This is a genomic window from Aeromonas sp. 160P (genome assembly GCF_055193095.1).
Genome location: NZ_JBUXKV010000001.1, coordinates 4,288,803 through 4,315,512 on the forward strand (window position 1 = coordinate 4,288,803; position 26,710 = coordinate 4,315,512).

General features: G+C 58.3%; 22 protein-coding genes. 11 read left to right on the forward strand and 11 right to left on the reverse strand.

The window, feature by feature from the left end:
* Positions 1 to 131: 131 nt before the first annotated feature.
* The 7 genes from acs (at position 132) to ACY8FN_RS19890 (ending at position 8,012) form a co-directional block, all read left to right on the forward strand.
* Positions 132 to 2,078 carry an acetate--CoA ligase gene (acs, locus tag ACY8FN_RS19860; protein ID WP_463100987.1) on the forward strand — a complete coding sequence of 649 codons (1,947 nt, stop codon included), beginning with the start codon at positions 132 to 134 and terminating at the stop codon, positions 2,076 to 2,078.
* Between the two features lie 287 nt (positions 2,079 to 2,365).
* The gene (aroQ, locus tag ACY8FN_RS19865) at positions 2,366 to 2,818 is read left to right on the forward strand and encodes a type II 3-dehydroquinate dehydratase (protein WP_101321167.1); all 453 of its coding nucleotides are present in this window, start codon (positions 2,366 to 2,368) and stop codon (positions 2,816 to 2,818) included.
* A gap of 33 nt (positions 2,819 to 2,851) precedes the next feature.
* Positions 2,852 to 3,301: an acetyl-CoA carboxylase biotin carboxyl carrier protein gene (gene accB, locus ACY8FN_RS19870; RefSeq protein ID WP_042020950.1), complete on the forward strand. Its 450-nt coding sequence runs from the start codon at positions 2,852 to 2,854 to the stop codon at positions 3,299 to 3,301.
* Between the two features lie 15 nt (positions 3,302 to 3,316).
* Positions 3,317 to 4,657, forward strand: a complete 1,341-nt coding sequence (accC, locus tag ACY8FN_RS19875) for an acetyl-CoA carboxylase biotin carboxylase subunit (RefSeq protein ID WP_042020951.1) — start codon at positions 3,317 to 3,319, stop codon at positions 4,655 to 4,657.
* Positions 4,658 to 4,784: 127 nt separating this feature from the next.
* Positions 4,785 to 5,048 (forward strand): YhdT family protein, encoded by a 264-nt coding sequence (locus tag ACY8FN_RS19880; protein ID WP_101321169.1) that lies wholly within the window; start codon positions 4,785 to 4,787, stop codon positions 5,046 to 5,048.
* A complete protein-coding gene (gene panF, locus ACY8FN_RS19885; RefSeq protein WP_463100988.1) occupies positions 5,038 to 6,495 on the forward strand; it encodes a sodium/pantothenate symporter in 1,458 nt (485 codons plus the stop codon). Before ACY8FN_RS19880 ends, panF begins: the two co-directional genes overlap by 11 nt.
* An 89-nt stretch (positions 6,496 to 6,584) precedes the next feature.
* Entirely contained in the window at positions 6,585 to 8,012 is a 1,428-nt protein-coding gene (locus ACY8FN_RS19890; RefSeq protein WP_303847270.1) for a PTS transporter subunit EIIC, read from the forward strand.
* A 1-nt stretch (position 8,013) separates the two neighbouring features.
* On the opposite strand, the gene ACY8FN_RS19895 is transcribed toward ACY8FN_RS19890, so the two are convergent.
* Positions 8,014 to 8,886 (reverse strand): LysR family transcriptional regulator, encoded by an 873-nt coding sequence (locus ACY8FN_RS19895; protein ID WP_463100989.1) that lies wholly within the window; start codon positions 8,884 to 8,886, stop codon positions 8,014 to 8,016.
* A gap of 99 nt (positions 8,887 to 8,985) precedes the next feature.
* Between ACY8FN_RS19895 and ACY8FN_RS19900 the strand changes: the two genes are divergently transcribed.
* The 3 genes from ACY8FN_RS19900 (at position 8,986) to ACY8FN_RS19910 (ending at position 12,133) form a co-directional block, all read left to right on the forward strand.
* Complete coding sequence (locus tag ACY8FN_RS19900) at positions 8,986 to 10,002, forward strand: zinc-binding alcohol dehydrogenase family protein (RefSeq protein WP_463100990.1); 1,017 nt, start codon at positions 8,986 to 8,988, stop codon at positions 10,000 to 10,002.
* 537 nt (positions 10,003 to 10,539) lie between these two features.
* Positions 10,540 to 11,418, forward strand: a complete 879-nt coding sequence (gene prmA, locus ACY8FN_RS19905) for a 50S ribosomal protein L11 methyltransferase (RefSeq protein WP_101325635.1) — start codon at positions 10,540 to 10,542, stop codon at positions 11,416 to 11,418.
* Between the two features lie 160 nt (positions 11,419 to 11,578).
* Positions 11,579 to 12,133, forward strand: coding sequence for a sugar O-acetyltransferase (locus ACY8FN_RS19910; RefSeq protein WP_463100991.1), 555 nt, complete (start codon positions 11,579 to 11,581; stop codon positions 12,131 to 12,133).
* Positions 12,134 to 12,515: 382 nt separating this feature from the next.
* Here ACY8FN_RS19910 and ACY8FN_RS19915 read toward each other — a convergent pair whose 3' ends face one another.
* Positions 12,516 to 13,064 carry an NAD(P)H nitroreductase gene (locus ACY8FN_RS19915; protein ID WP_463100992.1) on the reverse strand — a complete coding sequence of 183 codons (549 nt, stop codon included), beginning with the start codon at positions 13,062 to 13,064 and terminating at the stop codon, positions 12,516 to 12,518.
* Between the two features lie 114 nt (positions 13,065 to 13,178).
* Complete coding sequence (locus ACY8FN_RS19920; RefSeq protein ID WP_463100993.1) at positions 13,179 to 15,206, reverse strand: oxidoreductase; 2,028 nt, start codon at positions 15,204 to 15,206, stop codon at positions 13,179 to 13,181.
* Positions 15,207 to 15,414: 208 nt separating this feature from the next.
* On the opposite strand from ACY8FN_RS19920, the gene sppA reads away from it, so the two are divergent.
* Positions 15,415 to 17,259 (forward strand): signal peptide peptidase SppA, encoded by a 1,845-nt coding sequence (gene sppA / locus ACY8FN_RS19925; RefSeq protein WP_463100994.1) that lies wholly within the window; start codon positions 15,415 to 15,417, stop codon positions 17,257 to 17,259.
* Positions 17,260 to 17,361: 102 nt separating this feature from the next.
* Here sppA and ACY8FN_RS19930 read toward each other — a convergent pair whose 3' ends face one another.
* From ACY8FN_RS19930 to ACY8FN_RS19965, 8 genes are all read right to left on the reverse strand, one after another.
* Entirely contained in the window at positions 17,362 to 18,282 is a 921-nt protein-coding gene (locus ACY8FN_RS19930; protein ID WP_101321187.1) for a L,D-transpeptidase family protein, read from the reverse strand.
* Positions 18,283 to 18,794: 512 nt separating this feature from the next.
* Positions 18,795 to 20,036, reverse strand: coding sequence for a tetratricopeptide repeat protein (locus tag ACY8FN_RS19935; RefSeq protein ID WP_463100995.1), 1,242 nt, complete (start codon positions 20,034 to 20,036; stop codon positions 18,795 to 18,797).
* Between the two features lie 11 nt (positions 20,037 to 20,047).
* On the reverse strand, positions 20,048 to 20,683 hold the full coding sequence (locus tag ACY8FN_RS19940) for an energy transducer TonB (RefSeq protein WP_101347899.1): 636 nt from the start codon (positions 20,681 to 20,683) through the stop codon (positions 20,048 to 20,050).
* A gap of 16 nt (positions 20,684 to 20,699) precedes the next feature.
* Positions 20,700 to 21,107 carry an ExbD/TolR family protein gene (locus tag ACY8FN_RS19945; protein WP_033137735.1) on the reverse strand — a complete coding sequence of 136 codons (408 nt, stop codon included), beginning with the start codon at positions 21,105 to 21,107 and terminating at the stop codon, positions 20,700 to 20,702.
* A 66-nt stretch (positions 21,108 to 21,173) separates the two neighbouring features.
* On the reverse strand, positions 21,174 to 21,701 hold the full coding sequence (locus tag ACY8FN_RS19950; protein ID WP_042018091.1) for a MotA/TolQ/ExbB proton channel family protein: 528 nt from the start codon (positions 21,699 to 21,701) through the stop codon (positions 21,174 to 21,176).
* A gap of 10 nt (positions 21,702 to 21,711) precedes the next feature.
* Positions 21,712 to 23,085: a MotA/TolQ/ExbB proton channel family protein gene (locus tag ACY8FN_RS19955; RefSeq protein WP_463100996.1), complete on the reverse strand. Its 1,374-nt coding sequence runs from the start codon at positions 23,083 to 23,085 to the stop codon at positions 21,712 to 21,714.
* A complete protein-coding gene (locus ACY8FN_RS19960) occupies positions 23,082 to 23,846 on the reverse strand; it encodes a DUF3450 domain-containing protein (protein ID WP_463100997.1) in 765 nt (254 codons plus the stop codon). The genes ACY8FN_RS19955 and ACY8FN_RS19960 overlap by 4 nt, the downstream gene beginning before the upstream one ends.
* 108 nt (positions 23,847 to 23,954) lie before the next feature.
* Positions 23,955 to 26,588 (reverse strand): TonB-dependent receptor, encoded by a 2,634-nt coding sequence (locus ACY8FN_RS19965; protein ID WP_463100998.1) that lies wholly within the window; start codon positions 26,586 to 26,588, stop codon positions 23,955 to 23,957.
* Positions 26,589 to 26,710: the final 122 nt, after the last annotated feature.

Genomic DNA, 26,710 nt, shown 5'->3' on the forward strand with positions numbered 1-26,710 from the left:
TCACCGATTAATTGTCACTCTTTGCCCTGTAACCAACTGTTGCCGCCTATCCAAAAGTCTAATTGCCCCCATCAACCAAAGGTATAAGTTGTTACTTAATCATTAAGGGAATGTATGCAAAGGAGTGAGCAATGAGCGAGAGCAAGGTCTACCCGGTAAAGCCCCATATCAGCAACAACGCCCTGCTCGACAAGGGCGACTATGCCGCCATGTATCAGGCCTCCATCGAGGATCCCGATACCTTTTGGGGCGAACAGGGAAAAATTCTCGACTGGATCAAGCCCTACAGCAAGGTTAAAAACACCTCCTACGATCCGGGCCATGTCTCCATCAAATGGTTTGAAGATGGCCAGCTCAACGTCTCGGCCAACTGTCTCGATCGTCATCTCGCCGAACGGGGGGACAAGGTCGCCATCATCTGGGAAGGGGACAACCCCGCCGAAGATCGCAAACTCACTTACCGCGAGCTGCACAGCGAAGTGTGCAAGTTTGCCAACGTCTTGAAAGCACAAGGGGTTCACCGCGGCGACGTGGTCTGCCTCTATATGCCCATGGTGCCCGAAGCGGCCATCGCAATGCTGGCCTGTACCCGTATCGGCGCGGTACACAGCATCGTATTCGGCGGTTTTTCGCCGGAAGCGCTGGCCGGTCGCATCATCGACTCCGGTTCCCGCATCGTGATCACCGCCGACGAAGGGCTGCGGGGCGGCCGTCCGGTGCCACTCAAGAAAAACGTGGATGAAGCGCTCACCAACCCGGATACCCAGGTCAACAAGGTGATCGTACTCAAACGCACCGGCGGCAACGTCGCTTGGCACAATCACCGCGATGTCTGGTGGCATGAAGCAACTGCCGCCGTCAGCAGCGACTGCCCGCCCGAGGCGATGAACGCCGAAGATCCGCTGTTTATCCTCTACACCTCCGGCTCCACCGGCAAACCCAAAGGGGTGCTGCACACCACCGGCGGCTATCTGGTCTACGCCACCCTCACCTTCAAATATGTGTTCGACTACCACGAGCAGGATATCTACTGGTGTACCGCCGACGTGGGCTGGGTCACCGGTCACTCCTATCTGGTCTATGGCCCGCTGGCCAATGGTGCCACCACCATCATGTTCGAAGGGGTGCCCAACTACCCGGCGACCAACCGCATGAGCCAGGTGGTGGACAAGCACCAGGTCACCATTCTCTATACCGCCCCCACCGCCATCCGCGCCTTGATGGCCAAGGGCAACGAAGCGGTCACCGACACGTCGCGCCAGAGCCTGCGCATCATGGGCTCGGTGGGCGAGCCCATCAACCCGGAAGCCTGGGAGTGGTACTACCGCACCATTGGTGACGAGCGCTGCCCCATCGTCGATACCTGGTGGCAGACCGAGACCGGCGGCATCCTGATCACCCCGCTGCCCGGCGTTACCGACCTGAAACCGGGTTCAGCCACCAAACCCTTCTTCGGGGTGCAACCGGCGCTGGTGGACAACATGGGCGAACCGCTGGAAGGGGCAACCGAGGGCAACCTGGTGATCACCGACTCCTGGCCGGGCCAAATGCGTACCGTGTTCGGCGATCACGAGCGCTTTGAGCAGACCTACTTCTCTACCTTCCCCGGCCGCTACTTCACCGGCGACGGCGCCCGTCGCGACGCCGATGGCGACTACTGGATCACCGGTCGGGTGGATGATGTACTCAACGTCTCCGGCCACCGCATGGGCACCGCCGAAATTGAATCGGCGCTGGTCTCCCATCCCAAGATCGCCGAAGCTGCGGTGGTGGGGGTACCCCACGAGATCAAGGGTCAGGGGATCTATGCCTATGTCACCCTGATCTCCGGTGAAGAGCCAAGCCGCGAGCTGCACAAAGAGGTGAAAGAGTGGGTGCGCAAGGAGATTGGTGCCATCGCCACCCCGGATGTGATCCACTGGGCCGAGGGACTGCCGAAGACCCGCTCCGGCAAGATCATGCGTCGTATCTTGCGTAAAATCGCCACCGGCGAGACCGACAGTCTGGGGGATATCTCCACCCTGGCGGATCCCGGAGTCGTGGACAAACTCATCCGCGAGAAGTCGGAAGCAGCTTGATCCCGCTTCCTTTGCAACTGCGTAAAGCCGGCATTGTGCCGGCTTTACTCTTTTCAGGAAGCCGCAAAAGCAAACGCTGTCGTGGATATGCAAAGCAAGCAGAATTGGGCAATAAACAGGCAGATGTAGAGATTAGACCAGTAAAATGCTGCTAATTTTCACGAAATCAATATAATTGCGAAATCTGTGTGCCAGGGCACACCGATTTGCGCAGAAAATGGCTAGATTTCTGGTAGTCCACAAGATAGCTGATAGATCGCAGCATTATCATCGAGGATGTACTCAATATGTCGCAAAATCACCGAATTCTTCTGCTCAACGGGCCAAACCTGAACCTGTTGGGCAAACGGGAACCGGGCATCTACGGCAGCAAGACGCTCGATGAGATCGTCGCCGATCTGAAGCTAAACGCCAGCGAACTCGGTGTCACTCTGGAACACCTGCAATCCAACGCCGAACATGAGTTGGTCAGCCGCATCCATCAGGCCATGGGCGTGGTGGATTTCATCATTATCAATCCAGCCGCCTTCACCCACACCAGCGTCGCCATCCGCGATGCCTTGCTGGGTGTGGCGATCCCCTTTATCGAGGTTCACCTGTCAAACGTCCATGCCAGGGAGCCGTTCCGTCATCACTCCTATCTGTCTGATGTCGCCAAAGGGGTCATTTGTGGTCTGGGGGCCGATGGCTACCAATTCGCTTTAACCGCGGCCGTGCACCATCTGCGCGCGGCTTGTTAATCACTGATCAGATAAAGAAGAAAGAGAATGCTAATGGATATCCGCAAAATCAAGAAGCTGATTGAACTGGTTGAAGAGTCCGGCATTGCCGAACTGGAGATCTCCGAAGGTGAAGAGTCCGTTCGCATCAGCCGCAACTTCTCCGGTCAGGTGACCACCGCCATGCCGCAGATGATGATGCAGCAAGCCGCTCCGGTTGCCGCCGCACCTGTTGCTGCCGCCGCACCGGCCGCCGATGCCGCCCCGAGCGGTCACCTGATGCGCTCGCCAATGGTTGGCTCCTTCTACCGCTCCTCCAGCCCTGAAGCCAAGCCATTCGCAGAAGTGGGTCAACAGGTTAACGTCGGTGATACCCTGTGCATCATCGAAGCCATGAAAATGATGAACCAAATCGAGTCTGACAAGGCCGGTGTGATCAAAGCGATCCTGGTTGAAAATGGTCAGGCCGTCGAATTTGACGAGCCGCTGTTCATCATCGAATAAGGGAAATTGCCACCCATGTTGGACAAAGTAGTCATCGCCAACCGCGGTGAAATTGCCCTGCGGATCCTGCGTGCTTGTAAAGAGCTCGGGATCAAGACAGTGGCCGTTCACTCCACCGCCGACCGGGAGCTCAAACATGTGCTGCTGGCCGACGAATCCATCTGTATCGGCAAACCGGCCAGTACCGACTCCTACCTCAATGTTCCGGCGATCATCGCCGCCGCCGAGGTAACCGGTGCCGTGGCCATCCACCCGGGTTACGGCTTCCTCTCCGAGAACGCCGATTTCGCCGAAGTGGTCGAAAAATCCGGTTTTGTCTTCATCGGCCCCCGTGCCGAGACCATTCGCCTGATGGGTGACAAGGTCTCTGCCATCGAAGCGATGAAGAAGGCGGGTGTACCGTGCGTACCAGGCTCTGACGGCCCGGTTGACAGCGATGCCAAGCACAATGCTGCCGTTGCCAAGCGCATCGGCTATCCGGTGATCATCAAAGCCGCCGGTGGCGGTGGTGGTCGCGGCATGCGCGTAGTGCGCAACGAAGCCGAGCTGGCTGCGGCCATCGCCCTGACCAAATCCGAAGCAGGCCAGTTCTTCAAGAACGACATGGTCTACATGGAGAAGTACCTGGAAAACCCGCGCCACATCGAAATTCAGGTGTTGGCAGATGGCCAGGGCAATGCCCTCTATCTGGGCGAGCGTGACTGCTCCATGCAGCGTCGCCACCAGAAAGTGGTGGAAGAAGCACCTGCGCCGGGTATCACTGCCGAAATGCGCAAGTTCATCGGTGAGCGTTGCGTACGCGCCTGTGTCGAGATCGGCTACCGCGGTGCGGGTACTTTCGAGTTCCTGTACGAGAACGGCGAGTTCTATTTCATCGAGATGAACACCCGTATTCAGGTTGAGCATCCGGTTACCGAGATGGTCACAGGTATCGATCTCATCAAGGAGCAACTGCGCATCGCTGCCGGTCAGCCCCTGTCGATCACCCAGCAGGATATCCGCATCCATGGCCATGCCATCGAGTGCCGGATCAACGCCGAAGATCCGGCCACCTTCATGCCCTCTCCGGGTCTGGTACAGCGCTTCCATGCGCCGGGTGGTCTGGGTGTGCGTTGGGATTCCCATATCTATGCCGGTTACAAGGTACCGCCTTACTACGATTCAATGATCGGCAAGCTGATCTGCTACGGCGAGAATCGTGACATTGCCATCGCCCGCATGCGTCATGCGCTGGACGAGCTGGTGGTGGAAGGGATCAAGACCAACGTACCGCTGCAAAAAGAGATCATGAAAGACGAAAACTTCCAGCACGGTGGCACCAATATCCACTACCTGCACAAGAAGTTGGGTCTGTAAGGATCGCTGATAGATATAGGACTTCCGTTAGAAGTCAGCTCCGCAAGGAGCCTCTGCTGAAAAAGGGCCATGGCGACATGGCCCTTTTTTGTTATCCTTGCGCCCCTCAAATTCGTCGGAGGCCAAGGTGAACCGTTTTGCTCTCGCCCGCCGGGAAGCCGCTTTCTGCCTGCTGCTGACCCTGCTCTACTTCTTTGCCTGGTATGGCACAGCCTATTTTACCCCCCTCCAACTGGAGCTCTGGGGGCTGCCACTGTGGTTCCTGCTCAGCTGCATGGTGATGCCGTTGCTGTTCATCGTGCTGTGTGCGCTGATGGTGAACCGGCTGTTTATAGAGATCCCCCTCGATACCCTGCCCCACCAAAACGAGGGGTCATCCCATGAATCTTGAGCTGATGCTGCCGCTCTTTATCTATCTGGTGCTGGTGCTGGGCGTGGGTTTTTGGGCCAGCCGTCATCGGGCGGAAGGCAACTTCGTACAGGAGTACTTCATCGGCAACCGCAGCATGGGCGGGCTGGTGCTGGCAATGACCCTGGTGGCCACTTACACCTCTGCCTCCTCCTTTATCGGCGGGCCGGGGGCGGCCTACAAGATTGGTCTTGGCTGGGTGTTGCTGGCGATGATCCAGCTGCCCACCGTCTGGCTCACCCTGGGTGTGCTGGGTAAAAAGTTCGCCATCATCGCCCGCCGGGTCAATGCGGTGACCATCAACGACATGCTGTGGGCCCGCTACCAGAGCAAGGCGGTGGTGATCCTCGGCTCCGTTACCATCATTCTGGCCTTTATCGCCACCATGGTGGTGCAGTTTATCGGCGGTGCCCGCCTGCTGGAGACCGCCACTGGCCTCTCCTACCACCACGGGCTGATGCTGTTTGCCAGCTGCGTGCTGCTCTACACGGTGATCGGCGGCTTTCGGGCAGTGGTGATGACCGATGCGCTGCAGGGGATCATCATGCTGATCGGCACCGGTGCCCTGCTGGCAGGGATCCTGATTACAGGGGATGGATTGCCCAATCTTATCCATCAGCTAAAGGAGATCGACCCCAAGCTGGTCAGCCCGCAAGGGGCCGATGACATGCTGACCCAGCCCTTTATGCTGAGCTTCTGGATCCTGGTCTGTATCGGCGTGGTGGGGTTGCCCCACTCGGCGCTGCGCTGCTTTGGCTATCGCGACAGCAAGGCGCTCCATCGTGGCATGTTGATCGGCACTGTGGTGAGCGCCCTGCTGATGTTTGGCATGCATCTGGCCGGTGCGCTGGGCCGTGCCATCCTGCCGGGTATGGATAGCCCGGACAAGATCATGCCTTCCTTGATGATGGAGGTGCTGCCTCCCTGGCTCGCCGGGGTCTTCCTGGCGGCGCCGATGGCGGCCATCATGTCCACCATCGATTCCCAGCTGATCCAGGCTTCCGCCACCCTGGTGAAGGATCTCTACCTCAACTACCTCAATCCGAAGCAAGAAAAGCTGGAGGTGCGCATCCCCCGCCTCTCCCTGCTCTGCACCCTGATCCTCGGCACTTTGGTGCTGCTGGCGGCGCTGCAACCGCCCGAGATGATCATCTGGCTCAACCTGCTCGCCTTTGGCGGTCTGCAGGCAGTGTTCCTCTGGCCGCTGGTGCTCGGTCTCTACTGGTCGCGGGCTAATGGCCCGGGCGCGCTGGCCAGCATGATCAGCGGTATCGTCAGCTATGGCATCTTGAGCCAGTGGGGGATCAAGCTGGCAGGCCTGCATGCCATAGTGCCGAGTCTGGGCGTGGGATTGGGTCTCTTCATCGTGGTAAGCCTGCTGACTGCGCCGCCATCGCAGGAAGTGCAGGAGCTTTTCGAGCAGAAATAACAAAAAGATAAATTAGGGGTTTCAATACTATCCCCAAAGAGGTGTTTTACGGGTAAACTGTGCGCCAAGTCACAAAAAGTTGCCGCTGTATGCCCGTAAAAGCCACTCGACACCTAGTTACCCAAGCCCTGCAGCGGCTCGGTTATGCCCTGCTGCTGCCGGTCTCCATCCTGCCGATGGCGGCCTTGATCTTCCGACTTGGGCAACCCGATGTGCTGGATATGGCGATCCTCTCCCTCACCGGGCAGGCGATCTTCAGCCAGATGCCGCTTATCTATGCGGTGGCAATTGCTTTTGGCCTCAGTCGACAGGAGCTGGGCGGGCAAACACTGGCGGGAGCCGTCAACTTTCTGCTGCTCAGTACCGCCTTCAACACCCTGGCCCCCAACCTGCACGCAGAGATGATCTGCGGCCTGCTGGCAGGGCTCACCACCGCCATTATCTATCCCTGGGTACATCAGCAAAAACTACCCCGCAGGCTGCAGATCGCCAAGGGGGAGTTCCCCAGCTTGCTGATCTCGGCACTCGCCTGCCTGCTGATCGCCATCCCCCTCTCGTTGTTGTGGCCGCCACTGGAACGGGGGCTGACCCTGCTCACCTCTGAGCTGCTCACCACGCCGTTTGGTGCCTTCTGCTACGGCACCCTCAACCGGCTGCTGATCCCGCTCGGGCTGCATCAGGTGCTGGGCAGTGTCATCGGCCTTGGCGAGAGCAACCTGCAGGCACTGGCCGCCGCCAAGCCGCTCCATGAAGGGTATGTAGCCGGTCTCTACCCCATCATCATGTTCGGCTTGCCCGGCGCCTGTTTTGCCATCTGGCTGCACCGCCAACGGATGCAGCGGTTGCCACAGGGTGGACTGCTGCTCACCCTGGCGCTCACCTCAGCACTGCTGGGCATCACCGAGCCCATCGAGTTTCTGTTCGCCTTCACCGCCCCTTGGCTGTTTCTGGCTCACGCCTTGCTAACCGGATTGTCGTTGGCGGTCTGCAGTGGGCTCGGGATCAAGGTCGGCAGCTACTTCTCCGCCGGTCTGCTCGATCTGGTGTTGAGCTATCAGTACGGTGAGCGCAGCTTCTGGCTGATTCCGGTCGGTATCCTGTTCTTCGTCGCCTACACCTTGCTGTTCTATCAGCTGCTGGAGCGCGCCCCCCTCAGCATGCCGAGTAAGCCCATTGCCAAAGAGCATCCACGGCTGGCAAACGTCGCCCCTTCTGATCCGCAGATGCTAGCGATCCAGTACCTCAAGGTGCTGGGCGGGATGGACAACCTGCAAGCGATGAGCGTCTGCCTCACCCGTCTGAGCCTGCGGGTGCGCGATATTTCACTGGTGGATCAATCCCGCCTGCTGGGGCTGGGTTGCCTCTCCTGGATCGAGCTCAACGACCACCAGCTGGTGCTGGTACTGGGTCCCAGCGCCAGTCTGATCGAAGGGCAGATCCGCATGCTGGCGGAGCGCCAGTCAGTGCCCCTCGGCCTCAAACCCAATCAGGAGTCAGCCAGCGAAAGCAGCTGGTAACTCAGGCGAACGGCAGCCGCTCGGCCACAAAATCCATCAGGGTACGCAGGGCGGGGGCCAGATGCTCCCGACTGGGATAGATCAAGTAAAACGGGTTGGCCGGAATGGGCTGATCCGGCAACACTTTCTGCAGCCGCCCCGCCGCCAAATCCCCTGCACAGACATGGTGGGGCAACAGGGCGATTCCCCCTTCATGGATCGCCATCTCCCGCAGCGCCAACAAGCTGTTGCTGACACAGGCCCCCTGCGGCCGCCAGCCCCCCTCCTGCAATGGCCACACCGGCATGGCCGAGTGCACCAGACAGGCATAACGGCCCAGCTCACTCAGCTGTTGCGGCATACCGTGAGCCGCCAGATAGGCGGGCGCTGCTACCAGATGACGCGCCACCTGACCGATGCGCCGACAGATGAGGCTGGAGTCTTTCAGCGGCGCCGCCCGCAGCGCCAGATCGTAACCCTCCCCCACCAGATCCTCCTGCTCATCGCTCAGGGTGAGCTCCAGCACCACCTCGGGATAGAGGGCGCGAAACTCGGCGAGGATCTTGCCAAGCAGCAGGGTGCCGGTCGCCTCGGGGGCGGTGATCCGCACCCGCCCCGCCGGAGCCGAGCGCAGCCGCGCCATCGCCAGATTGGCGCTGCGGGCCAGCGCCAGCAGCCCCTGACAGTGCTCCACATAGAGCTCCCCCTGCGGCGTCAGGCTCAACTTGCGGGTGGTGCGCTGCAACAGCCGCACCCCGAGCTGGGCTTCGAGTCGCGAGATCTTCTGGCTCACCGATGACTTGGGCATGCCAAGCAGCTCGGCGGCCCGGGTAAAGCTCCCCTGCTCCACCACGGTGGCGAACAGTCCCATCAACTCCAGATCGACATTGTTCATATATTCAAACAGTCTTTACCGATTACCCATCTTAATCTTGATAATCAACCAGACTAGAGTGAGTGGCAATCCCGAACACAGCGATTTGAAGGAATAACCATGAAAGCCATTGCCCTGACTCACTACCTGCCAAGTGACCATCCCGACTGCTTTATCGCCGCCAACCTGCCCGATCCCACCCCGGGCCCGCGGGATCTGCTGGTGCGGGTCACCGCCACCTCGGTCAATCCGGTGGATACCAAGGTGCGATCCCCCAAGGCCAAAATTGAAGCCACACCCCGGGTGCTGGGCTGGGATGCGGTAGGGGAAGTGATCGCCACCGGCAACGAAGTGACCCTGTTCAAGGCGGGCGACCGGGTCTGGTATGCTGGCGACATCAGCCGCCCCGGCAGCAACAGCGCCCTGCAACGGGTGGATGAGCGCATCGCTGCGATCGCCCCCACTAGCTTGAGCGATGTGGAGGCCGCCGCCCTGCCGCTGACCGCCATCACCGCCTGGGAGACCCTGTTCGAGCGCTTCGCCCTCACCCGCGAAAGTCGTGGCAAGCTGCTGATCATCGGCGGCGCCGGTGGCGTGGGCTCCATCGCCATCCAGCTGGCCCGCCAGCTCACCGGCATGGAGGTGATTGCTACCGCCTCCCGCCCCGAGAGCCGTGAGTGGTGCCTCGAGATGGGGGCCCATCAGGTTGTGAATCACCACAAGTTGCAGGAGGAGCTGACCGCTCTTGGCATCACTCAGGTCGATGCCATCTTCTGCACCAACGCCACTGCCGAGCACTGGGCCACCATGGCCGGGCTGATCCGCCCGTTCGGCCATATCTGTACCATCGCCGAATCGAACGAGCCGTGGGATCTCTCCCTGCTCAAGAGCAAGAGCGTCACCTTCAGCCAAGAGTTCATGTTCACCCGATCCCTGTTCCAGACGCCGGACATGATCGAGCAACACCGCCTGCTCGGCCGGGTGGCAGCACTGGTCGATGAAGGAGTACTGCAGACCACCCTGACCAGCACCATCCCCTCGCTGACCCCGGTCACGCTGGCTCAGGCCCATGCCGAGGTGGAGGCGGGCCGCATGGTAGGCAAGCTGGTGATCGACATGAGCAACTTCGCCAACTAAGCCCTCAAACGCACCATGATGGGATAAGTTCACCAAGGAGATGCCCCAAACGGGCACAGCAACCGACACTCATGCCCACCAGTGGCAGGGCAACGTCCGACAATCAGCCAAAAAAGAGGCCATTTCGCGAGAAATGGCCTGAATACCTGAACATTGGGGTAACAATCACACACATATCCTTATGCAGGACACATTAGTCTTTGCATCTGGCGTGCCAACAGCAGCATGACTGCGCCAAACCGGCGTCAGCCCGTCCTTGAGCAAGGTGTCGACCTTGCTCTTTTTTTGTCTGGCAGATTATTTACCAGGCAAACAAGTGCAGATAAAAAAATGCCACCCGAGGGTGGCAGTGAAAGATGACGGAACTTGAGCAAAGCGTTCAGCGAAAACCGGTCGTCTTCGCCTGCATAGAGCAATACAGGAACCGTGCCAATCCGGTAAAAGCCCCCATATCACCCCACGCCATGGGCAAACCACGACAGCACTGCCCCATGATGGTAGAATCTCGCGGTTTCACATTTATGAAGAGTCGACGCCATGCCCTGGATACAAATTCGAATCAACGCCACTGCCAAGACCGCAGACAAGGTGAGCAACATGCTGCTGGGGCGTGGAGCCCAGGCCGTGACCTTTATGGATGCCCAGGATGTCCCTGTCTATGAGCCGCTGCCCGGTGAAACGCCGCTCTGGGGTGAGACCGAAGTGATGGGTCTGTTCGATGCCGAAACCGATCCGGCCCCCACCATCGCCTTCTTCCAGCAGATCTTCGGTGAAGAGGTCGGCTACAAGGTTGAGCAGCTGGAAGACAAGGACTGGGTGCGCGAGTGGATGGATCACTTCCACCCCATGCAGTTTGGCGAGCGGCTCTGGATCTGCCCGAGCTGGCGCGATGTGCCGAACCCCGATGCGGTCAACGTCATGCTGGATCCGGGTCTGGCCTTCGGTACCGGTACTCACCCCACCACGGCACTCTGCCTGCAGTGGCTGGACGGGCTGGATCTGACCGGTAAAACCGTGGTCGATTTTGGCTGTGGCTCCGGCATTCTCGGCATCGCCGCCCTGAAACTGGGTGCCGCCCGCGTCATCGGCATCGACATCGACCCGCAAGCCATCCAGGCCAGCCGCGACAATGCCGAGCGTAACGGCGTGGCGGGCCAGATCGAACTCTACCTGCCTGCCGACCAGCCGCAAGACGTCGAAGCGGACGTGGTGGTAGCCAACATTCTGGCCGGCCCGCTACGCGAACTGGCACCGCTTATCGCCGGTCACGGCAAGGCGGGCAGCCTGATGGCCCTCTCCGGCGTGCTGGAGAGCCAGGCGCCAGAGCTGGAAACCATCTACGGCCAGTGGTTCGACATGGACCCGACCGCAGTCAAGGAAGAGTGGTGCCGCCTCTCTGGCCGCAAGCACGGCTAAGCGCGGGCCGCTGCGAGAGCAGCAAGCCATTATCGCTATCAAACAAGAGCACCTGAGGGTGCTCTTGTTGTTTCTCCCCTTGCCCACTCTGGGGGACGGTTCACGCTTCTCTGGCCAATGAGGGATTAACATCGCTCTTCCACATCATTGAGGCCCTGCCATGAGCGAATACCAGAAGATGATCAGCAGCCAACCTTACAACTGCATGGCACCCGAGCTGGCACTGTTGCGCCGGGAAGCGGCACGGCGCTATCGCCGTTTCAATCAGGCGGAAGAGGAAGCAGAGCAGCGGGCGCTGTTGGCGGATCTGGTTGGCGAACTGGCAGAGAACGCCTTTATCTGCCCGCCCCTCTACTGCACCTATGGCCGCCACATCCAGCTGGGCAAGGACTCCTACATCAATATGGGGGCGACCCTGCTGGACAATGCCCCCATCCGCATCGGCGCCAACGTGATGATTGGGCCAAATGTGCAGATCTATACCGCAGCTCATGCGCTGGAGGCCGATGAACGGATCAAGGGAGCTGAGACGGCGCTGCCGGTCACCATTGAAGAGAAGGTCTGGATTGGGGGCGGCGCCATCTTGCTGCCCGGCGTCACCATTGGGCGGGAGGCGATCGTCGGAGCCGGCGCTGTCGTTACCAAAGATGTACCGCCCGGAGTCAGAGTCGCGGGCAACCCGGCCCGGATCCTGCCAGCCAAAAACAGGGCATAAGGTACCTAACAGGGTTGTATGCCGATGCCGCCATCAGGTCACCAGCCGCCCCGACACCCCATAAAAATAAAGCCCAATGTCACGAAGACGTTGGGCTGTTAAAAGGTGCTACGGAATTGCGACTCTCATCGCAGAAAAATTAGAAGGGATACCCTTCTAAACTGGCGAGAGAGATATTAACGAATGCGCAAACGTTTTACGTAGTGAAAAACAACAGGATTGCGAGGTACATCGCACTATTTAAATAATTACCTGCTACGGCGCGCGAAGCCCCTTTGACCCATTTATTTTCCCCAACCACTCTGGTTACTATTCACGGTTAAAAAGCAAAGCCCCGATTTCTCGAGGCTTTGCTTTTCTCAACCGCAATGTGACCGACGCGTCAGAAACGGCGGACAAACTCATCGAGCGGCAGTTCGCGCAGTTTGCGTGCTTCCAGCATGGGGGTGCCGAGGTAGAGGAAGCCCACCAGCTGATCCTCTGCCGCCAATCCCAATCCCTTGTTGATCTGCTCATCGAAGATAAACCAGCCGGAGCGCCAGATGCCGTTGAAACCCTGTGCCTGCGCCGCCATCTGCATCGCCATCAGCGCGCAACCGGCAGAGAGCTCCTGCTCCAGCTTCGGCACCTTGGGGTGATCCTGATAACGGGTTGCCACAGCGACTACCAAGGGGGCGCGCAGCGGCGCTTCACTACACTTCTTGACGCTATCGTCATCCTCGCCACGGGCGCGAGCCGCCTCTGCCAGCAGCTTACCCAACCGCTCACGCCCCTCCCCTTCAAACAGAATGAACTGCCAGGGAGTCAGGGTGCCGTGATCCGGCGCGCGCAGACCCGCCTTGAGGATATTGTCGAGCACCTCACCGCTCGGGGCGGGGTCGGCGAGACGGCCACAGGAGTGGCGGTTGAGCAACAGGGTGAGGGCATCCATGGGCAATTCCTTCTCTGGGGCAATGATGGCGCTACCTTAGCACAGCACCGAATGAAGAAAACCCCTGAGGCTCAGGGGTTTATCGCACGATAGAGGGTCAGGGGGTATGGCTGGCTAGATAACAGCAGCCAGCTCGGCCCCTTGCCGGATGGCGCGCTTGGCATCCAGCTCGGCCGCCACGTCGGCACCGCCGATGATGTGCACCGGCTTGCCTGCCGCCTGCAACCCGGCCTGCAGCTCCTTGAGGGGTTCCTGCCCAGCGCAGATGATCACCTGATCCACCGGCAGACACTGTTTGGTCTCGCCCACCTGAATGTGCAAGCCCTCGTCATCGATCCCCAGATATTGCACCCCGGAGAGCATCTGCACCTTGCGGTTTTTGAGCACGGTACGGTGGATCCAGCCGGTGGTCTTGCCAAGTCCGTCACCCACCTTGCTCTCCTTGCGCTGCAGCAGCCAGACCTGGCGCTCGGGGGCGTCGATCTCCGGCGTGATCAGGCCGCCACGCTCGCCAAGCTGCTTGTCGATGCCCCACTCCTTGAGCCAGTGATCACGATGACCGTCGGCATCCATCGCCACCTTGTTCTCCACAAGGTATTCAGCCACATCGAAGCCGATGCCGCCTGCGCCGATCACCGCCACCTTCTGGCCGACCGGCTTGTGATCCCGCAACACATCGAGGTAGTTCATCACCTTGGCATGCTCAATGCCCGGAATGTTTGGAGAGCGCGGGCGGATGCCGGTGGCGAGGATCACCTCGTCAAAACCGCCGCCGAGCAGGCTCTCGGCACTCTGGCGCTGGCCGAGGTAGAGCTCGACGCCACACTTCTCCAGTCGCTTGGCGAAATAGCGCAGGGTCTCGTGAAACTCCTCCTTGCCCGGGATCTGCTTGGCGAAGTTGAACTGACCACCGATTATCGGCGCCTGATCAAACAGGCTCACCTGATGGCCGCGCTCGGCAGCGTAGCAGGCAAACGCCAGACCGGCTGGGCCCGCCCCCACCACAGCCAGCTTTTTGGGCTGAGGCACGCGACCAAATGTCAGCTCGGTCTCGAAACAGGCGCGGGGATTGACCAGACAGGAGGCGCGCTTTTGCTTGAACACATGGTCAAGGCAGGCCTGATTGCAGGCGATGCAGGTATTGATCTCATCCGCCCGGTTCTCGGCCGCCTTGATGACAAACTCGGGATCCGCCAGGAAGGGGCGCGCCATGGAGACCATGTCCGCCTCACCGCCCGCCAGAATGCGCTCGGCCACCTCGGGGGTATTGATCCGGTTGGTGGTAATAAGTGGCACTGTGAGGTGCTTTTTCAGCTCGGCAGTGACCCAGCTAAAAGCACCGCGCGGCACACTGGTGGCGATGGTGGGAATGCGCGCTTCGTGCCAACCGATGCCGGTATTGATCAGGGTCACGCCGACCTGTTCCAGTGCTTTGCCAAGGGCGATCACCTCTTCCAGGGTCGAGCCCTGCTCCACCAGATCCAGCATGGAGAGGCGGAAGATAATGATGAAGTCGATGCCGACCCGCTCGCGGATGGCGCGAACAATCTCCACCGGGAAGCGCATGCGGTTCTCATTGCTGCCACCCCAGCCATCGGTGCGCTTGTTGGTGCGCTCGCAGATGAACTGGTTGATGAGATAGCCTTCCGAGCCCATCACCTCGACCCCGTCATAACCGGCCGCCTTGGCCAGCGCAGCGGTTGAAGCGAAGTCACGAATGGTGCCGCGGATCTGCCGCTCACTCATGGCGCGCGGCTTGAACGGGGAGATGGGGGCCTTGAGGGCGCTCGGCGCCAGACTGAACGGATGGTAGGCATAACGACCGGCATGGAGGATCTGCAGCGCGATCTTGCCCCCCTCCTGATGCACGGCGCTGGTCACCTTCTTGTGCTTGCTTACCTGCCAGGGGAAGCTCAGCTGGGAACCGTGAGGCACCAGCCGCCCGCGCAGGTTGGGGGCGATGCCGCCGGTGACGATAAGACCGACACCGCCACGGGCTCGTTCGGCATAGAAGGCGGCCAGCTTGTCAAAACCGCCCTTCTCCTCTTCGAGACCAGTGTGCATGGAACCCATCAACACCCGGTTGCGCAGCTGGGTAAAACCGAGGTCAAGGGGGGTCAGCAAAGTAGGGTAAAGACTCACAAGGCCTCCAGTTAATTTTTTGTTATCAAACTGAAGCTAGAGTAAAGAATCGAAAATCCTTTTTCAAACAAATGTTTGGACAATTTTTCAGCGAACAGCCGTGCCCTGAACGAAGATAGCCGGGATCCGCCAGTCGGAAATGGCAATTTCGCCCGCAACTGGTTAATAATGACCCTTCTCTACCCATTAACAGGGCGATAACGCGACTATGTCTATTTTCAAAGGTCTGGGTTGGTTGTTCCGCAGCATGTGGCGCCTGCTCAATTTCACCCGGCTGATGCTGGTCAATCTGCTGTTTCTCATCGTAGTGCTGGTCATCGTCTTCAGCGTCAGCCAGAAAGAGGCCCCGGAGACCCCCATCGAAGGGGCGCTGACCATCAATCTCAACGGCGTACTGGTGGAGCAACGCTCCCAGACCGATCCCACCGTACAGCTGCTGCGCCAGATGGACAGCAGCGACGAGCAGCCGAGCGAGATCGTCCTCTCCGACCTGCTGTGGGCCATCAAGAGCGCCAAGGATGACGAGCGCATCAAGGCGCTGGTGATCAAGCCACAAGGGCTGCAGGGCGCCAGCTTGTCCAAACTGCAGGAGGTGGCGAACGCCATCGACCAGTTCAAGGAGAGCGGCAAACCGGTGATCGCCATGGCGGACTTCTACGCGCAGGGCCCCTACCTGCTGGCAGCCCACGCCGATCACGTGCTGCTCAACCAGAGTGGCGCTGTGGTGATCGAGGGGCTCGGCGTCTACCAGACCTACTTCAAGTCGGCGCTGGAAAAGCTCAACATCACCCCGCACGTGTTCAAGGTCGGCACTTACAAATCCTTCGTCGAGCCCTATACCCGCGACGAGATGTCCCCCGAAAGCAAAGAGGCGAACCAGCGCTGGCTGGATCAGCTGTGGCAATCCTATGTGGCCGATGTCGCCGAGCAGCGGGAGATCGAACCCGATGCCGTCGCGCCGGGCAAGGAGCGCTTCCTCGAGCTGCTGCGCAAGGCCGGTGGCAATGCCGCCAACTACGCCCTCGACAACGGTCTGGTGGATCAACTGGCCACCCGCGACGAGATGACCCAGGCGGTCATTAAAGAGGTTGGTGAAGCGGACGATCACGGCTGGAAAGGGGTCGGCCTGAAAGAGTATCTGGCCGCCGCACCCGAACAGTATCCCCAGAGTGGCAAGGATGAAGTAGGTCTGGTGGTCGCCAGCGGCGCCATCATGGATGGCGTGCAGCCTGCCGGTACCATCGGCGGTGATAGCCTCTCCGACCTGCTGGCCGATGCCCGCCGCGATGACAAGGTTAAAGCTGTGGTGCTACGGGTCGACAGCCCCGGTGGCAGCGCCTTCGCCGCCGAGCAGATCCGCGCCGAGCTGCTGGCCCTGAAACAGGCTGGCAAGCCGGTGGTCATCTCCATGGGCAGCTATGCCGCCTCCGGTGGCTACTGGATCTCTGCCGATGCGGACAAGATCTTCGCCTCCCCCACTACCCTCACCGGCTCCATCGGGGTATTCGGCATGTTCGCCACCATCGACAAGGCGCTGGCCCAGTTCGGTGTCCACACCGACGGGGTCGGCACTACCGATTACGTTGGCGTTGGCCCGACCCGCGCCCTGCCGGATCACGTCGGTCAGGCTATCCAGCTGAGTGTGGAAGATACCTACCAGCGCTTCATCGGTCTGGTCAGCAAGGGCCGCGGCCTGAGCCCGCAAGAGGCCGAAAAAGCGGCCGAAGGCCGGGTCTGGACCGGTGAAGATGCCAAGAACCTCGGTCTGGTGGACGAGTTCGGCAATCTGGATGACGCCATCAAGGCCGCAGCCGAACTGGCCAACCTTAAAGAGTGGCAGGTGACCCCCATCGAGCAGGAGGAGTCAACCAGAGACAGGTTCCTGCGTCAGCTGTTTGACAGCAGCGCCCAAGTGCTGGCTCCGCAGGTGCAAAGCTGGCTGCCCACCGGGCTTGGCAAGGCTCTGCTGGAGATGAATCGCAGCCTCGACCCGCTCACCCGCTTCAACGACCCGCAAGGCACTTACGCTTTCTGCCCGGTCTGCGTGCAGTAACCCTGTTCTGATAAAGAGCTGAATCGAGCTAAAAAAACGGCGACCAGATGGTCGCCGTTTTCTTTATCCTGCCAGTGCACTCGGCACTGCCAACTGCCTCAATCAGGGATTGAGGCGGGTCGGCATACCGGTACGCTGTTCCAGCACCTGCTTGACCACGTTCGAGTCAGACTCGGCGTGGGCGATGAAGCGGGTAGTAGCCTGGGTCATCGGGAGCGGCACAGAGGCAGTGGAGTTGAACTCCTCCTCGTTGCGCGATAGCGGCTCGTGCACTTCCATATAGCGACCGCCATCCGGCTCGACCGAGGTCTTGACCGGCTGGTTGACGAACTGGACGCGAGTACCGACCGGCACGTTGTCGAACAGATACTTGATGTCGTCGGCACGCAGACGCACGCAACCGCTGCTCACTCGCAGACCGATGCCGAAAGTGGCGTTGGTGCCGTGGATGGCATAGAGGTTGCCGATGTAGAGGGCGTGCAGACCCATGGGGTTATCCGGGCCAGCTGGCCATACTGCTGGCAGGGTCTTGCCCTGGGCGGCATAGCGGCGACGGATGTTCTCGGTCGGGGTCCAGGTCGGGTTGGCGCGCTTGCGCTCTACCTTGGTGATCCAGTTCTCCGGAGTGTTTACCCCCAGCTGGCCGATACCGATGGGCAGCACTTCCACCACATTTTTCCCTTTCGGGTAGTAGTAGAGACGCATCTCGGCGACGTTGATGACGATCCCTTCGCGGGGTGCGTTGGGCAGGATCAGCTGGTGGGGGATGATCAGGGTGCTACCCGCCTTCGGCAGATAGGGATCAACGCCCGGGTTGGCTTCCATGATGTTGGTCAGACCCAGCTGGAAGTCAGCAGCGATCTGCTCCAACGGACGGTTGTCCGCAGGCACCACGTATTGCTGGTTTTCACCGATCAGGCGGCTGTTGGCCGCAGGCAGACGGTACTCGACGGCGGCAGCCTGCTGGCTGACCAGCGCAAATGTGCATAAAAGGGCCGAAGCGGCAGTGCGAAGGGGATTCATAAAATTCCTGTGTGGTTTCCTGTACCAAATGGGCCGTGGGCCGTCTCATCCTCGGTCTGCCGGTGGCGGGTAAACCTGCACCACGGCGCCAATAACCGAGCGCGCATTCTTTCCTGAGTCGGCCAAAATTTCAACTTCGATATGTTGCTTTTCTTGTTAAAAGTGGCCGTTTTCGGTGTGACTCTTATCAACAGGGCAAAAGCTACCCTGGCAAGTCGCCGCTGAGAGCAAGATGAACAGCACCGATCCACTGCCAGCGGCCACCCACTCCTCCATCAACCAGGGCACTGCGCCACCTGATGTCACGGTGGAAGCAGAGGCCAAAACGGTTGTCACCCCCAAGTAGATAAGCCAATGTCGACGGTAGCGCCTTATTGGCGTGAAAAAGGGTGAAACAGCGCATCGACCACCAGCAGGCGCTTGCTGCCATTGAGATAAAAAAACCGCTCCGAAGAGCGGTTAATGGAGCCACCAGGCAACCATAAAAGGGACTACAGGTGTTGTCATTGGAATTACTGGACGGTCGCCTCCCCTGCGCCACTCTGCTCCTTGAGGAAGCTGATCCAGGGGGATGCCCGACCACTGACGTTGCCATTCTGAGCCGCCTGGGTGAAGGCGTTGAGGGCCTCCTTCGGCTTCTGTTGCTCAAAATAGGCGACTCCGGTCAGGAACTTGAGATCCGCACGCTGTTCACCATTGGCATTGGCCGCCGGTTTGGTGGCCAGCGCCACCAGATCCTGATAGCGCTTGCTCTGGATCATCATACGCGCCATTTTCAGCTGCAAGTCGGCGTTCGGAGCCAGCAGGTAGGATTTGGCCAGGGTGTCGATGGCCGGATCCAGCTCCTTGGCCTGATGCCAGTAGTTAGCCAGGGTTTTGTAGTTGCTGGCGCTCTGCTCAATCACCCCCTCCTTCATCCCCTTCTCCATCACCCTTGCTGCGCGATGGGGAATGCCGGTGAAGGCGAGGTAGTTGGCCAGCCGCTGCAGCTCGGCGGCCTCGGTCAGCATGCCGAGGTTGTAGGCTGACTCCAGCGCAGCAAGCGCCTTGGCATCGTTGCCTGCCTGCATATGCATGGCCGACAGCTGGGTCCAGTACTTCTTCTTCTCCGGGAACATGTTGACCAGGGAGGTCAACACCTCGGTCGCCGGTTTGTACTGTTTCAGCTCATAGTGAGCCCCCATCTTCAGCAGATACCAGGACTCCGGCGCTTTACCCGCCGAGAGCTTGATTGCCTGATCCACCGCCGGGATCGCGTCACGGTACTGCTTGAGCTGCACGTGGGCGTTAGCCAGGGTGATATAGGCATGGGAGTTGGGCTTGTCATCCTTGCCCTGGTTGGCAAACCACTCCTTCATGGTCTTGATAGACCCCTGGTAGTTGCCCTCCGCCATATAGAGCTGGGCCAGGTTGTAGCGCACCTGCTGGGCCACCGGTGGCGGCAAGCCGCCGGTCGCGATGGCATCGGCAAAGTACTTGGTCGCCTGACCGTATTTCTCCTGCTGGGCGGCCACGAAACCGAGAGTCTGCAATATGACCCCCTTGTCGTAGACCCGATCACCCGCACCGGAGAGTGCATCTTGCAACTTGGCATTGGCCTCGCCGTACTTCTTCTCGGTGATCAGCTCCTGCGCCTTGTTGACCGCCCGATAGGCCCGATCCGACAGGGCCGGCTGCTCGGCGGCCCAACTGGCGGTGCTGAGCAGCACCGCCATGGCGACCGGGGCGAGGATCATCTTGTGTAACTTGTTCATCGCCACCTTCCTTAGTTGACCGCAAACTCGATTTCTTGCTGCATCCGGCTCGCTTGCGGCTTGCCATCCACCATGGACGGCTTGAATGTCCACTTGGCGATGGTTTTGCGCGCCTCTTTGCCGAGGTCATAGCTGCGCGGCTCTTCCTTGACGATCCGCACGTTGCTGACGGTGCCACGCTCGGTGACGGTGAACTCCACCAGCACCTTGCCGGAGGCCAGACCCGCCAGTGCCGCCTTGCGGGGCATCATGGGCTCAAAGGTTGCCAGCGGAATGGCACCGTTGTTGCCACCGACTCCGCCACCACCACCGCCGGTGCTGTAGGCACCGAGGGCGTTGCCACCACCGATGTTGACCGGGATGTCGAGCTTGGGCATGTCCATGGGAGAGCTCTCCATCTGCGGCCGATCCGTGCTGGCCACCTCCATCTCGGGAGGGGGCGGCGGACGGTTCGGCGGCGGCGGTTTGGGCAGCTCCCGTTGCTTCTCTTGCAGGGTCTCCTGGGGCTTGATGCGAATGAAATCGGTCATGGCGATATCATCCTTCTCCACCAGCTCCCGGTGATCCGGTGTGATCAGCTTGTTCATTCCCAAAAACAGAAAGAACACCACCACACAGGAGACCGTTAACGATATCAGGTATCTCATAGGTCTCTCTCCAGCATCAGCTGCTCTTGCTGGCAGCGATGGAGATGTTCTGGACACCGGCCATGCGGATCTGATCCATGACCTGCACCACCAGACCGGAACGGGATTCGGTATCGGCCTGGATCACCACGGCGCTCTCCGGGTTTTCGGCCCGCAGCCGCTCGATGTTGGCACGTACCGCCCCCACTTCCACGATGCGCTTGTCGACCCAGACCTGACCGTTTTCGCGCACCGCGACCATGATATTGCCCTTCTTCACCGTCTCGGCCGTGCTGGCACTGGGACGGTTGATCTCGACACCGGACTCCTTGACGAAGGAGGTGGTGACGATAAAGAAGATCAGCATGATGAACACTATGTCCAGCATGGGGGTCAAATCGATAGCCGCCTCATCAGCACCGCTGTCGCTGTAACGTTTTCTCATAGCAGAAACTCCTTGCTTGTTCTGTGCCCCCGGCAGGCCAGGCCTCGCCGGGGTATGCATCCTGCATCAGCCGTGTTTCAGGTTGTCTTCCAGCTTTTGCACCGCCAGTTTGGCTTTGTGATCGAGCTGATTGACAAAAAACAGGCCGGAAAGGGCGGCAATCATGCCCGCCATGGTCGGTACCGTCGCCTTGGAGATCCCCGATGCCATCGCTCGCGGCGAACCGGTGCCGGTAATGGCCAGGGTGTCAAACACCTGCACCATCCCCACCACGGTGCCGAGCAGCCCCATCAGTGGACAGAGGGCGATCAACACCTTGATGACCGGCATCCCCTTGTCCACCGCCATGGCAACCCGAGAGACCAGCTCACGCCGGATCTGCTTGGCAGACCAGGAGAGATGATCGCTGCGGGCCAGCCAGGTGGCCTTGGTCTGCTTCACCTGCTTGGGATAGACCGCCATGAAGTAGATCCAGCGCTCCAGCAACAGGGCCCACATCATCAGGGTCAGGAAGAACAGGGCGACCAGCACGTCGCCCCCCAATCCCAAAAACCGGCGGACCGACTCAACTTCTTCAATCAACCAGAACCACATGGATGACTCCTTACGCTGCGGCTTTGGAGGCGTGCAGACGTTCCTGATAACGGGCGACGAAACCGGCGCTCTGCTCTTCCAGCACCTGGATCAGACGACGGCTCTGGGTCTGCACAATGGTGTAGAGGAACAGCATGGGCACCGCCACGACCAGACCCTGCATGGTGGTCACCAGCGCCTCGGAGATACCGCCCGCCATCAGCTTGGGATCGCCGGTACCGAACAGGGTGATGGCCTGGAAGGTGGCAATCATCCCCACCACAGTACCGAGCAGGCCCAGCAGCGGTGCGACCGAGGCGATCAGCTTGATGATGCTGATGCCCTTCTCGAACTTGGGCACGTTGCGCAGGATGATCTCGTCGAGCTTGGACTCCAGATCCTCGATGTTGTCACCGCGATGGCCCTGATAGACCGTCAACATCTCGCCAAGCGGATTACCCTTGATGATCTCGTCAGATTTGAGCTGCTTGCGCATGGACGAACCGATCAGCGACAGACGCACACCACTGAAAATCGCCAATATGGTTCCAAGTACACCGAGCACCATGATGACATACCCAACCTCTGCACCCTGATCGACGCGCTCCTTGAAGGTCGGTGACTGCACCAGCAAGGAGAGGATCACCCCGCGAGATGGGTCGATAAAGATGGGTTTGACCCCGTCACCGCCCTGTTCAAACTCGGCGATCGGCTCCAGTATCCCGTTATCAGGCTGACGGGAGAGCTGCTCGAACTTGCCGGTCTCCGGCACGAAGGTGAGGTACTTGCCTTCGGAGACGGTGTTGAACTCACCGATCTGGGTGACGGTTTTCTCGGCCTGGTTGCCCTCGCCATAGACCACGGTCGCCGGGATCTGGCTCACCTTACCACCGTCAACCATGCGGCCAAGGGTGGTAGTCCAGAACGCTTCCAGATCCTCGCTGGAGGGGAGCTCTTTACTCTCGGCCAGACGGGTCAGCAGGGCGGATTGCTCCGGATGCTCGACCCGGCGGGCAGAGGCGTTGAAGATCCCCTTGAACTCGCCGGCAAACTGTCGCAGCACACCAAACATCTCGCCCATGTTGCCGGAACGCTGGCGCAGGGTTTCAGTCAGTTCGGTCAGTTGCTTGTCGTTGGCATCGAAGGTCGCCTTGAGCTGCTCGCCCTTGGCGGTTTCAGCAGCCAGATCCGCTTTGGCCTTGGCCAGCAACGCCCCTTGCTCGTTCTTGTCAGCCAGGAAGCGGGCTTCCCGCTCCTTGTTAAGCTCGGATTCGCTCAGGCTGGAGGCCTTGACCTGATTGAGCAGCGCATTGAGATCCACCGGTTTTTCGGCGGCAGTCACCGGCAGGGTGATCAGGGTTGCTCCCGCAATCAGGGAGGCAATAGCAAGTTTGATTCCTTTCATGATGCTTTCTCCGCAGTTTGAACCGGCAGCTTGATAAGCGCAGGAGGCGCCTGCTTCTTGGCGATGCGAAGACCCTGCTCAACCGCACTGCGATAGTCCTGGGACAACTCTTCCCACTGGCGGGTCTTCTTGTTCCACATGCCGGTCTCATTGCCATCCGGAGACTGATAGAGCAACGCGATGCGGCCTACCCGCAGGAACTCGTAGGTCTTCTCGCTGCCATCCTTGTCCAGGCTTGCCTTGTAGGACTCGATGGTGCGGCTGAAGCCCTCCTCGATCTGGTAAGCCTCGAGGATCTTGCGGTACTTCTCGGAGATGGTGACATCGGCCCGGTTCATCAGGTCGGTCAGCGCGGCAACCCGATCTTCGCGTTCACCCTTCTGGAACGGCAGATCCAGTGACACGAACTGCTCGAGGGAGTCGATCATCTTGAGCATCAAGGGCACCACTTCGGTGCTGGTCTGGTCAATCTGGGCGATCTGCTTTTGCATCGACGCCAGCTCGGTGGTCTGGGAATCGACCATCTTGCCTACCTGCTCGTTGTAGCTGCGCAGACTGTCAACCTGACGCAGGGCAGCCTTGTACTGGGCCAGCGCAGATTCGGCAGAGTCGGCATAGCTGTCGATCTTCTGCTGGGAAACTTTGGATGCATTATTGGTGGCGGCTTGAGCGTCCACGGCCTGACCGGCAGTAGCGGCACTCAGATTGAAGCTGGTCAACAAGGCGGCCGAAACCAGGCTGCCAAGAAGCGCTTTCTTCATTGTAATGGTCCTTGTCTTCATAGGATTACCCTATCTCCGTAACTTCCTTGGACGTTGGGCACAACCGGCCCGACCGGGCCGGCTGAGGTTGTATATCAACGGGGTTGATTAGAACTTGTAGTTCGCTCTCAGGTAATAAGTTCTACCGAGCACATCATAAGTAACGGTATCGGTATTCGCTGACAGCGCATTCAAGATAAGTGGTGGTGTTTTGTCAAACACGTTATTAATCCCGGTGGTCAAACGCAAGGCTTTAGTCACCTGATAACGCGCATTCAAATCATGGTAAACCATACTCGGGACATTAAAATCTATGTCATCTGCCGTATAAGTAACACCTTTAATATAACGAGCAGACCAACTCCCTCCCACTTTTTCATTAAACAGATCCAGTGACATTGTTGAGCGCCACTTTGAATAGTTGCCAATTTGGTCGCTAACAAATGTGCCCGCATAATCCAGTGTTTCACCATTTGGCTGAGTCACCTCATATTTCTTTAAATATGAGTTTTCCCAGTTAGCAGCAAGCATTGCAAAATCGAAATCGTAGGCATATTTAACATTAAAATCTACGCCATTGGTTTCCAACGAATTCAAATTTGCATAGGTGGCATCAATCCCCATTATTTTTCCATCTGGCGCTCGGTCTATCTTGTCGCAGAACTGGCCACTAGAAAAACACTGATCCAACATATACTGAGGATTAACAACATCAATGACGTCATCCAGTTTAACCGACCAGAGATCGACTGTCAGAGATGCATTTTCTATATACGAAGGGGAATATACCGCTCCCAAAGAGGTACTATATCCTTGCTCTGGTTTTAGCTCGCTATTTCCACCGTAGTAAACTGGTTTTTGCGGGTCATCATCTTGCCCTGTAGGATCAGTCAATGGATCAAAGCTCTGTGATTTACCGCTATACAAATCAGAGATTGTCGGCGCTCTGAACACATCAGAATAAGTACCACGCAACATCAGGTCACTATATGGACGATAGGTAATGCTATAACCCATTGCGATATTGTCACCAAATGAACTGTAATTATCATAGCGTGAAGATACACTCGCTTCCAAGGACTCTACAAAAGGCTTATCTGACAACAGTGGAAGGATCAACTCGCCATACAAAGAGTTAACATCATAGCTCCCCTTGGTGGCGGTTTCTGCATTACCAGTTGCATTACCCAGGGATACCAATGCATCTGGATTAGTTTCACCACTTTCCTTGCGTACCTGATAGCCGGTAGCAAACCCGATAGTGCCTGCTTGCCACTCGAGCAAATCACCAGACAAGTTAAACTCCAATGACTGCTGCTCATTTGAACCATTGTCATTACGGGTAAAACTCGCATACTTGATCGCGTCTTGACTTAGGCCACCACCCCCAAACAAGTTCCAGGGCACACAACCAGCAATCACTTTTCCACCGGAGTCAAGGCACTGCTTGCCATCCGCAGATGTTGCACCGATGGCATTATTAATGCGGTCCTTCATGAATACATTTTGTTCAGACTCGGTGGTTTTGGTCTTGCCATACACAAACGCGGTATCCCAAGTCCAGGAGTTTTCAAGTTGCCCATCAAAACCTAATACCAATCGGCTAGTCGATGAGTCAAACATCCGATTTCGACCACCAGCTTCAATAGTGCGATACCGCCAATCAGCTATATCTTCACCAGTTGTATTGAATGCATTATCTTTCGAGATTGGATTCAAACCATCAGTGCCAGAAGCCAATGGTGTCGCGGCCAACAAATAATCTGACTGACGATTTAAATATGATGCCTCAGAGAAAAATCTTGTTTCACCCAGTACACCCAATTGCCCCAGAGAACGATCTCCGAAGAAGGATGTGTACCAACGCTTGCTTGGCGTTTTTAAATAATTCTCCGGAGCATAATTGTAGGCATCCGCGACAGAATCATATGGCCGAAGGTTAGTGCTACCTTCAGGCCCCTTTGTCAGAACCCCCTGACTTGTTTTGAAGTAGCCCCAAGGCACACGACTACTACCACCAATATACTGGCCTCCTGCACCATCATGCTCATAATCGACATTGGAAAAAGAGCGAGCTCCGGCCATCGCTTCTTTTTCTTCAACGAGACCTGCTGAGAAAACATAGTTGGAAACATCAGTTGAGCCACCTGCGACCATATTCACATCATGCGCTTCTGCATCTGACTTACTAGTTTGACCAATTTGCCCATTCAGCTCAAATCCATCAAATCCAGTCTTGGTGATAATGTTCACCACACCGCCCACAGCATCAGCACCATAAATGGAAGATGCTCCATTTTTAAGGATCTCAACACGCTCAATAATCGCAACAGGAATAGTATTCAGATCAACAGACGAGTTCGCGCCCGACCCGCCATACACCATTCTTCTGCCATTCACCAACACCAACGTTCTTTGAGTGCCCAAACCTCGAAGGTTTACGGTAACAGTACCATTGCCACCGTTGTTCACAGATGTACTTTGCGCCTGACCAGAAATAGCTGGAATGCGCTGCAGAATATCGCCAACTGAAGTTAAACCACTTCGTTCGATATCGGCTTTGCTCATCACCTGTACAGGTTGCGCGGTCTCAACTTCAACACGGGAGATACGGGAGCCAGTGACTTTGATTTTCTGCAGTTTTTCGACGTTCTGCCCTTCTTCGGCAGATACGGATGGGGCCGCCGCAAGGCTCGCCAAGGCGAACGCAATCGCAGCAGAGATTCTGCTCTTCCTAAGCATCGCTTATATCCTTCCTGGTTGTTTATTGTTTGCTTCCTGATACCGCCCTCTTTGGAGCGATGTGTAAGGCTTATCAATCTTTGACTGGCGGCGTCAATGGAGTAGGGGTGTGGCAAGGTCGG

Bases quoted from the DNA above. Each gene is read 5' to 3' on its own strand.
- ACY8FN_RS19940 (WP_101347899.1), bottom strand. From the start codon at position 20,683: ATGAGATACCTGATATCGTTAACGGTCTCCTGTGTGGTGGTGTTCTTT.
- panF (WP_463100988.1), top strand. From the start codon at position 5,038: ATGAATCTTGAGCTGATGCTGCCGCTCTTTATCTATCTGGTGCTGGTG.
- ACY8FN_RS19895 (WP_463100989.1), bottom strand. From the start codon at position 8,886: ATGAACAATGTCGATCTGGAGTTGATGGGACTGTTCGCCACCGTGGTG.
- ACY8FN_RS19955 (WP_463100996.1), bottom strand. From the start codon at position 23,085: ATGAAAGGAATCAAACTTGCTATTGCCTCCCTGATTGCGGGAGCAACC.
- ACY8FN_RS19960 (WP_463100997.1), bottom strand. From the start codon at position 23,846: ATGAAGAAAGCGCTTCTTGGCAGCCTGGTTTCGGCCGCCTTGTTGACC.
- acs (WP_463100987.1), top strand. From the start codon at position 132: ATGAGCGAGAGCAAGGTCTACCCGGTAAAGCCCCATATCAGCAACAAC.
- ACY8FN_RS19950 (WP_042018091.1), bottom strand. From the start codon at position 21,701: ATGTGGTTCTGGTTGATTGAAGAAGTTGAGTCGGTCCGCCGGTTTTTG.
- accB (WP_042020950.1), top strand. From the start codon at position 2,852: ATGGATATCCGCAAAATCAAGAAGCTGATTGAACTGGTTGAAGAGTCC.
- ACY8FN_RS19910 (WP_463100991.1), top strand. From the start codon at position 11,579: ATGAGCGAATACCAGAAGATGATCAGCAGCCAACCTTACAACTGCATG.
- ACY8FN_RS19900 (WP_463100990.1), top strand. From the start codon at position 8,986: ATGAAAGCCATTGCCCTGACTCACTACCTGCCAAGTGACCATCCCGAC.
- ACY8FN_RS19915 (WP_463100992.1), bottom strand. From the start codon at position 13,064: ATGGATGCCCTCACCCTGTTGCTCAACCGCCACTCCTGTGGCCGTCTC.
- sppA (WP_463100994.1), top strand. From the start codon at position 15,415: ATGTCTATTTTCAAAGGTCTGGGTTGGTTGTTCCGCAGCATGTGGCGC.
- ACY8FN_RS19930 (WP_101321187.1), bottom strand. From the start codon at position 18,282: ATGAATCCCCTTCGCACTGCCGCTTCGGCCCTTTTATGCACATTTGCG.
- aroQ (WP_101321167.1), top strand. From the start codon at position 2,366: ATGTCGCAAAATCACCGAATTCTTCTGCTCAACGGGCCAAACCTGAAC.
- prmA (WP_101325635.1), top strand. From the start codon at position 10,540: ATGCCCTGGATACAAATTCGAATCAACGCCACTGCCAAGACCGCAGAC.
- accC (WP_042020951.1), top strand. From the start codon at position 3,317: ATGTTGGACAAAGTAGTCATCGCCAACCGCGGTGAAATTGCCCTGCGG.
- ACY8FN_RS19965 (WP_463100998.1), bottom strand. From the start codon at position 26,588: ATGCTTAGGAAGAGCAGAATCTCTGCTGCGATTGCGTTCGCCTTGGCG.
- ACY8FN_RS19935 (WP_463100995.1), bottom strand. From the start codon at position 20,036: ATGAACAAGTTACACAAGATGATCCTCGCCCCGGTCGCCATGGCGGTG.
- ACY8FN_RS19890 (WP_303847270.1), top strand. From the start codon at position 6,585: ATGCCCGTAAAAGCCACTCGACACCTAGTTACCCAAGCCCTGCAGCGG.
- ACY8FN_RS19945 (WP_033137735.1), bottom strand. From the start codon at position 21,107: ATGAGAAAACGTTACAGCGACAGCGGTGCTGATGAGGCGGCTATCGAT.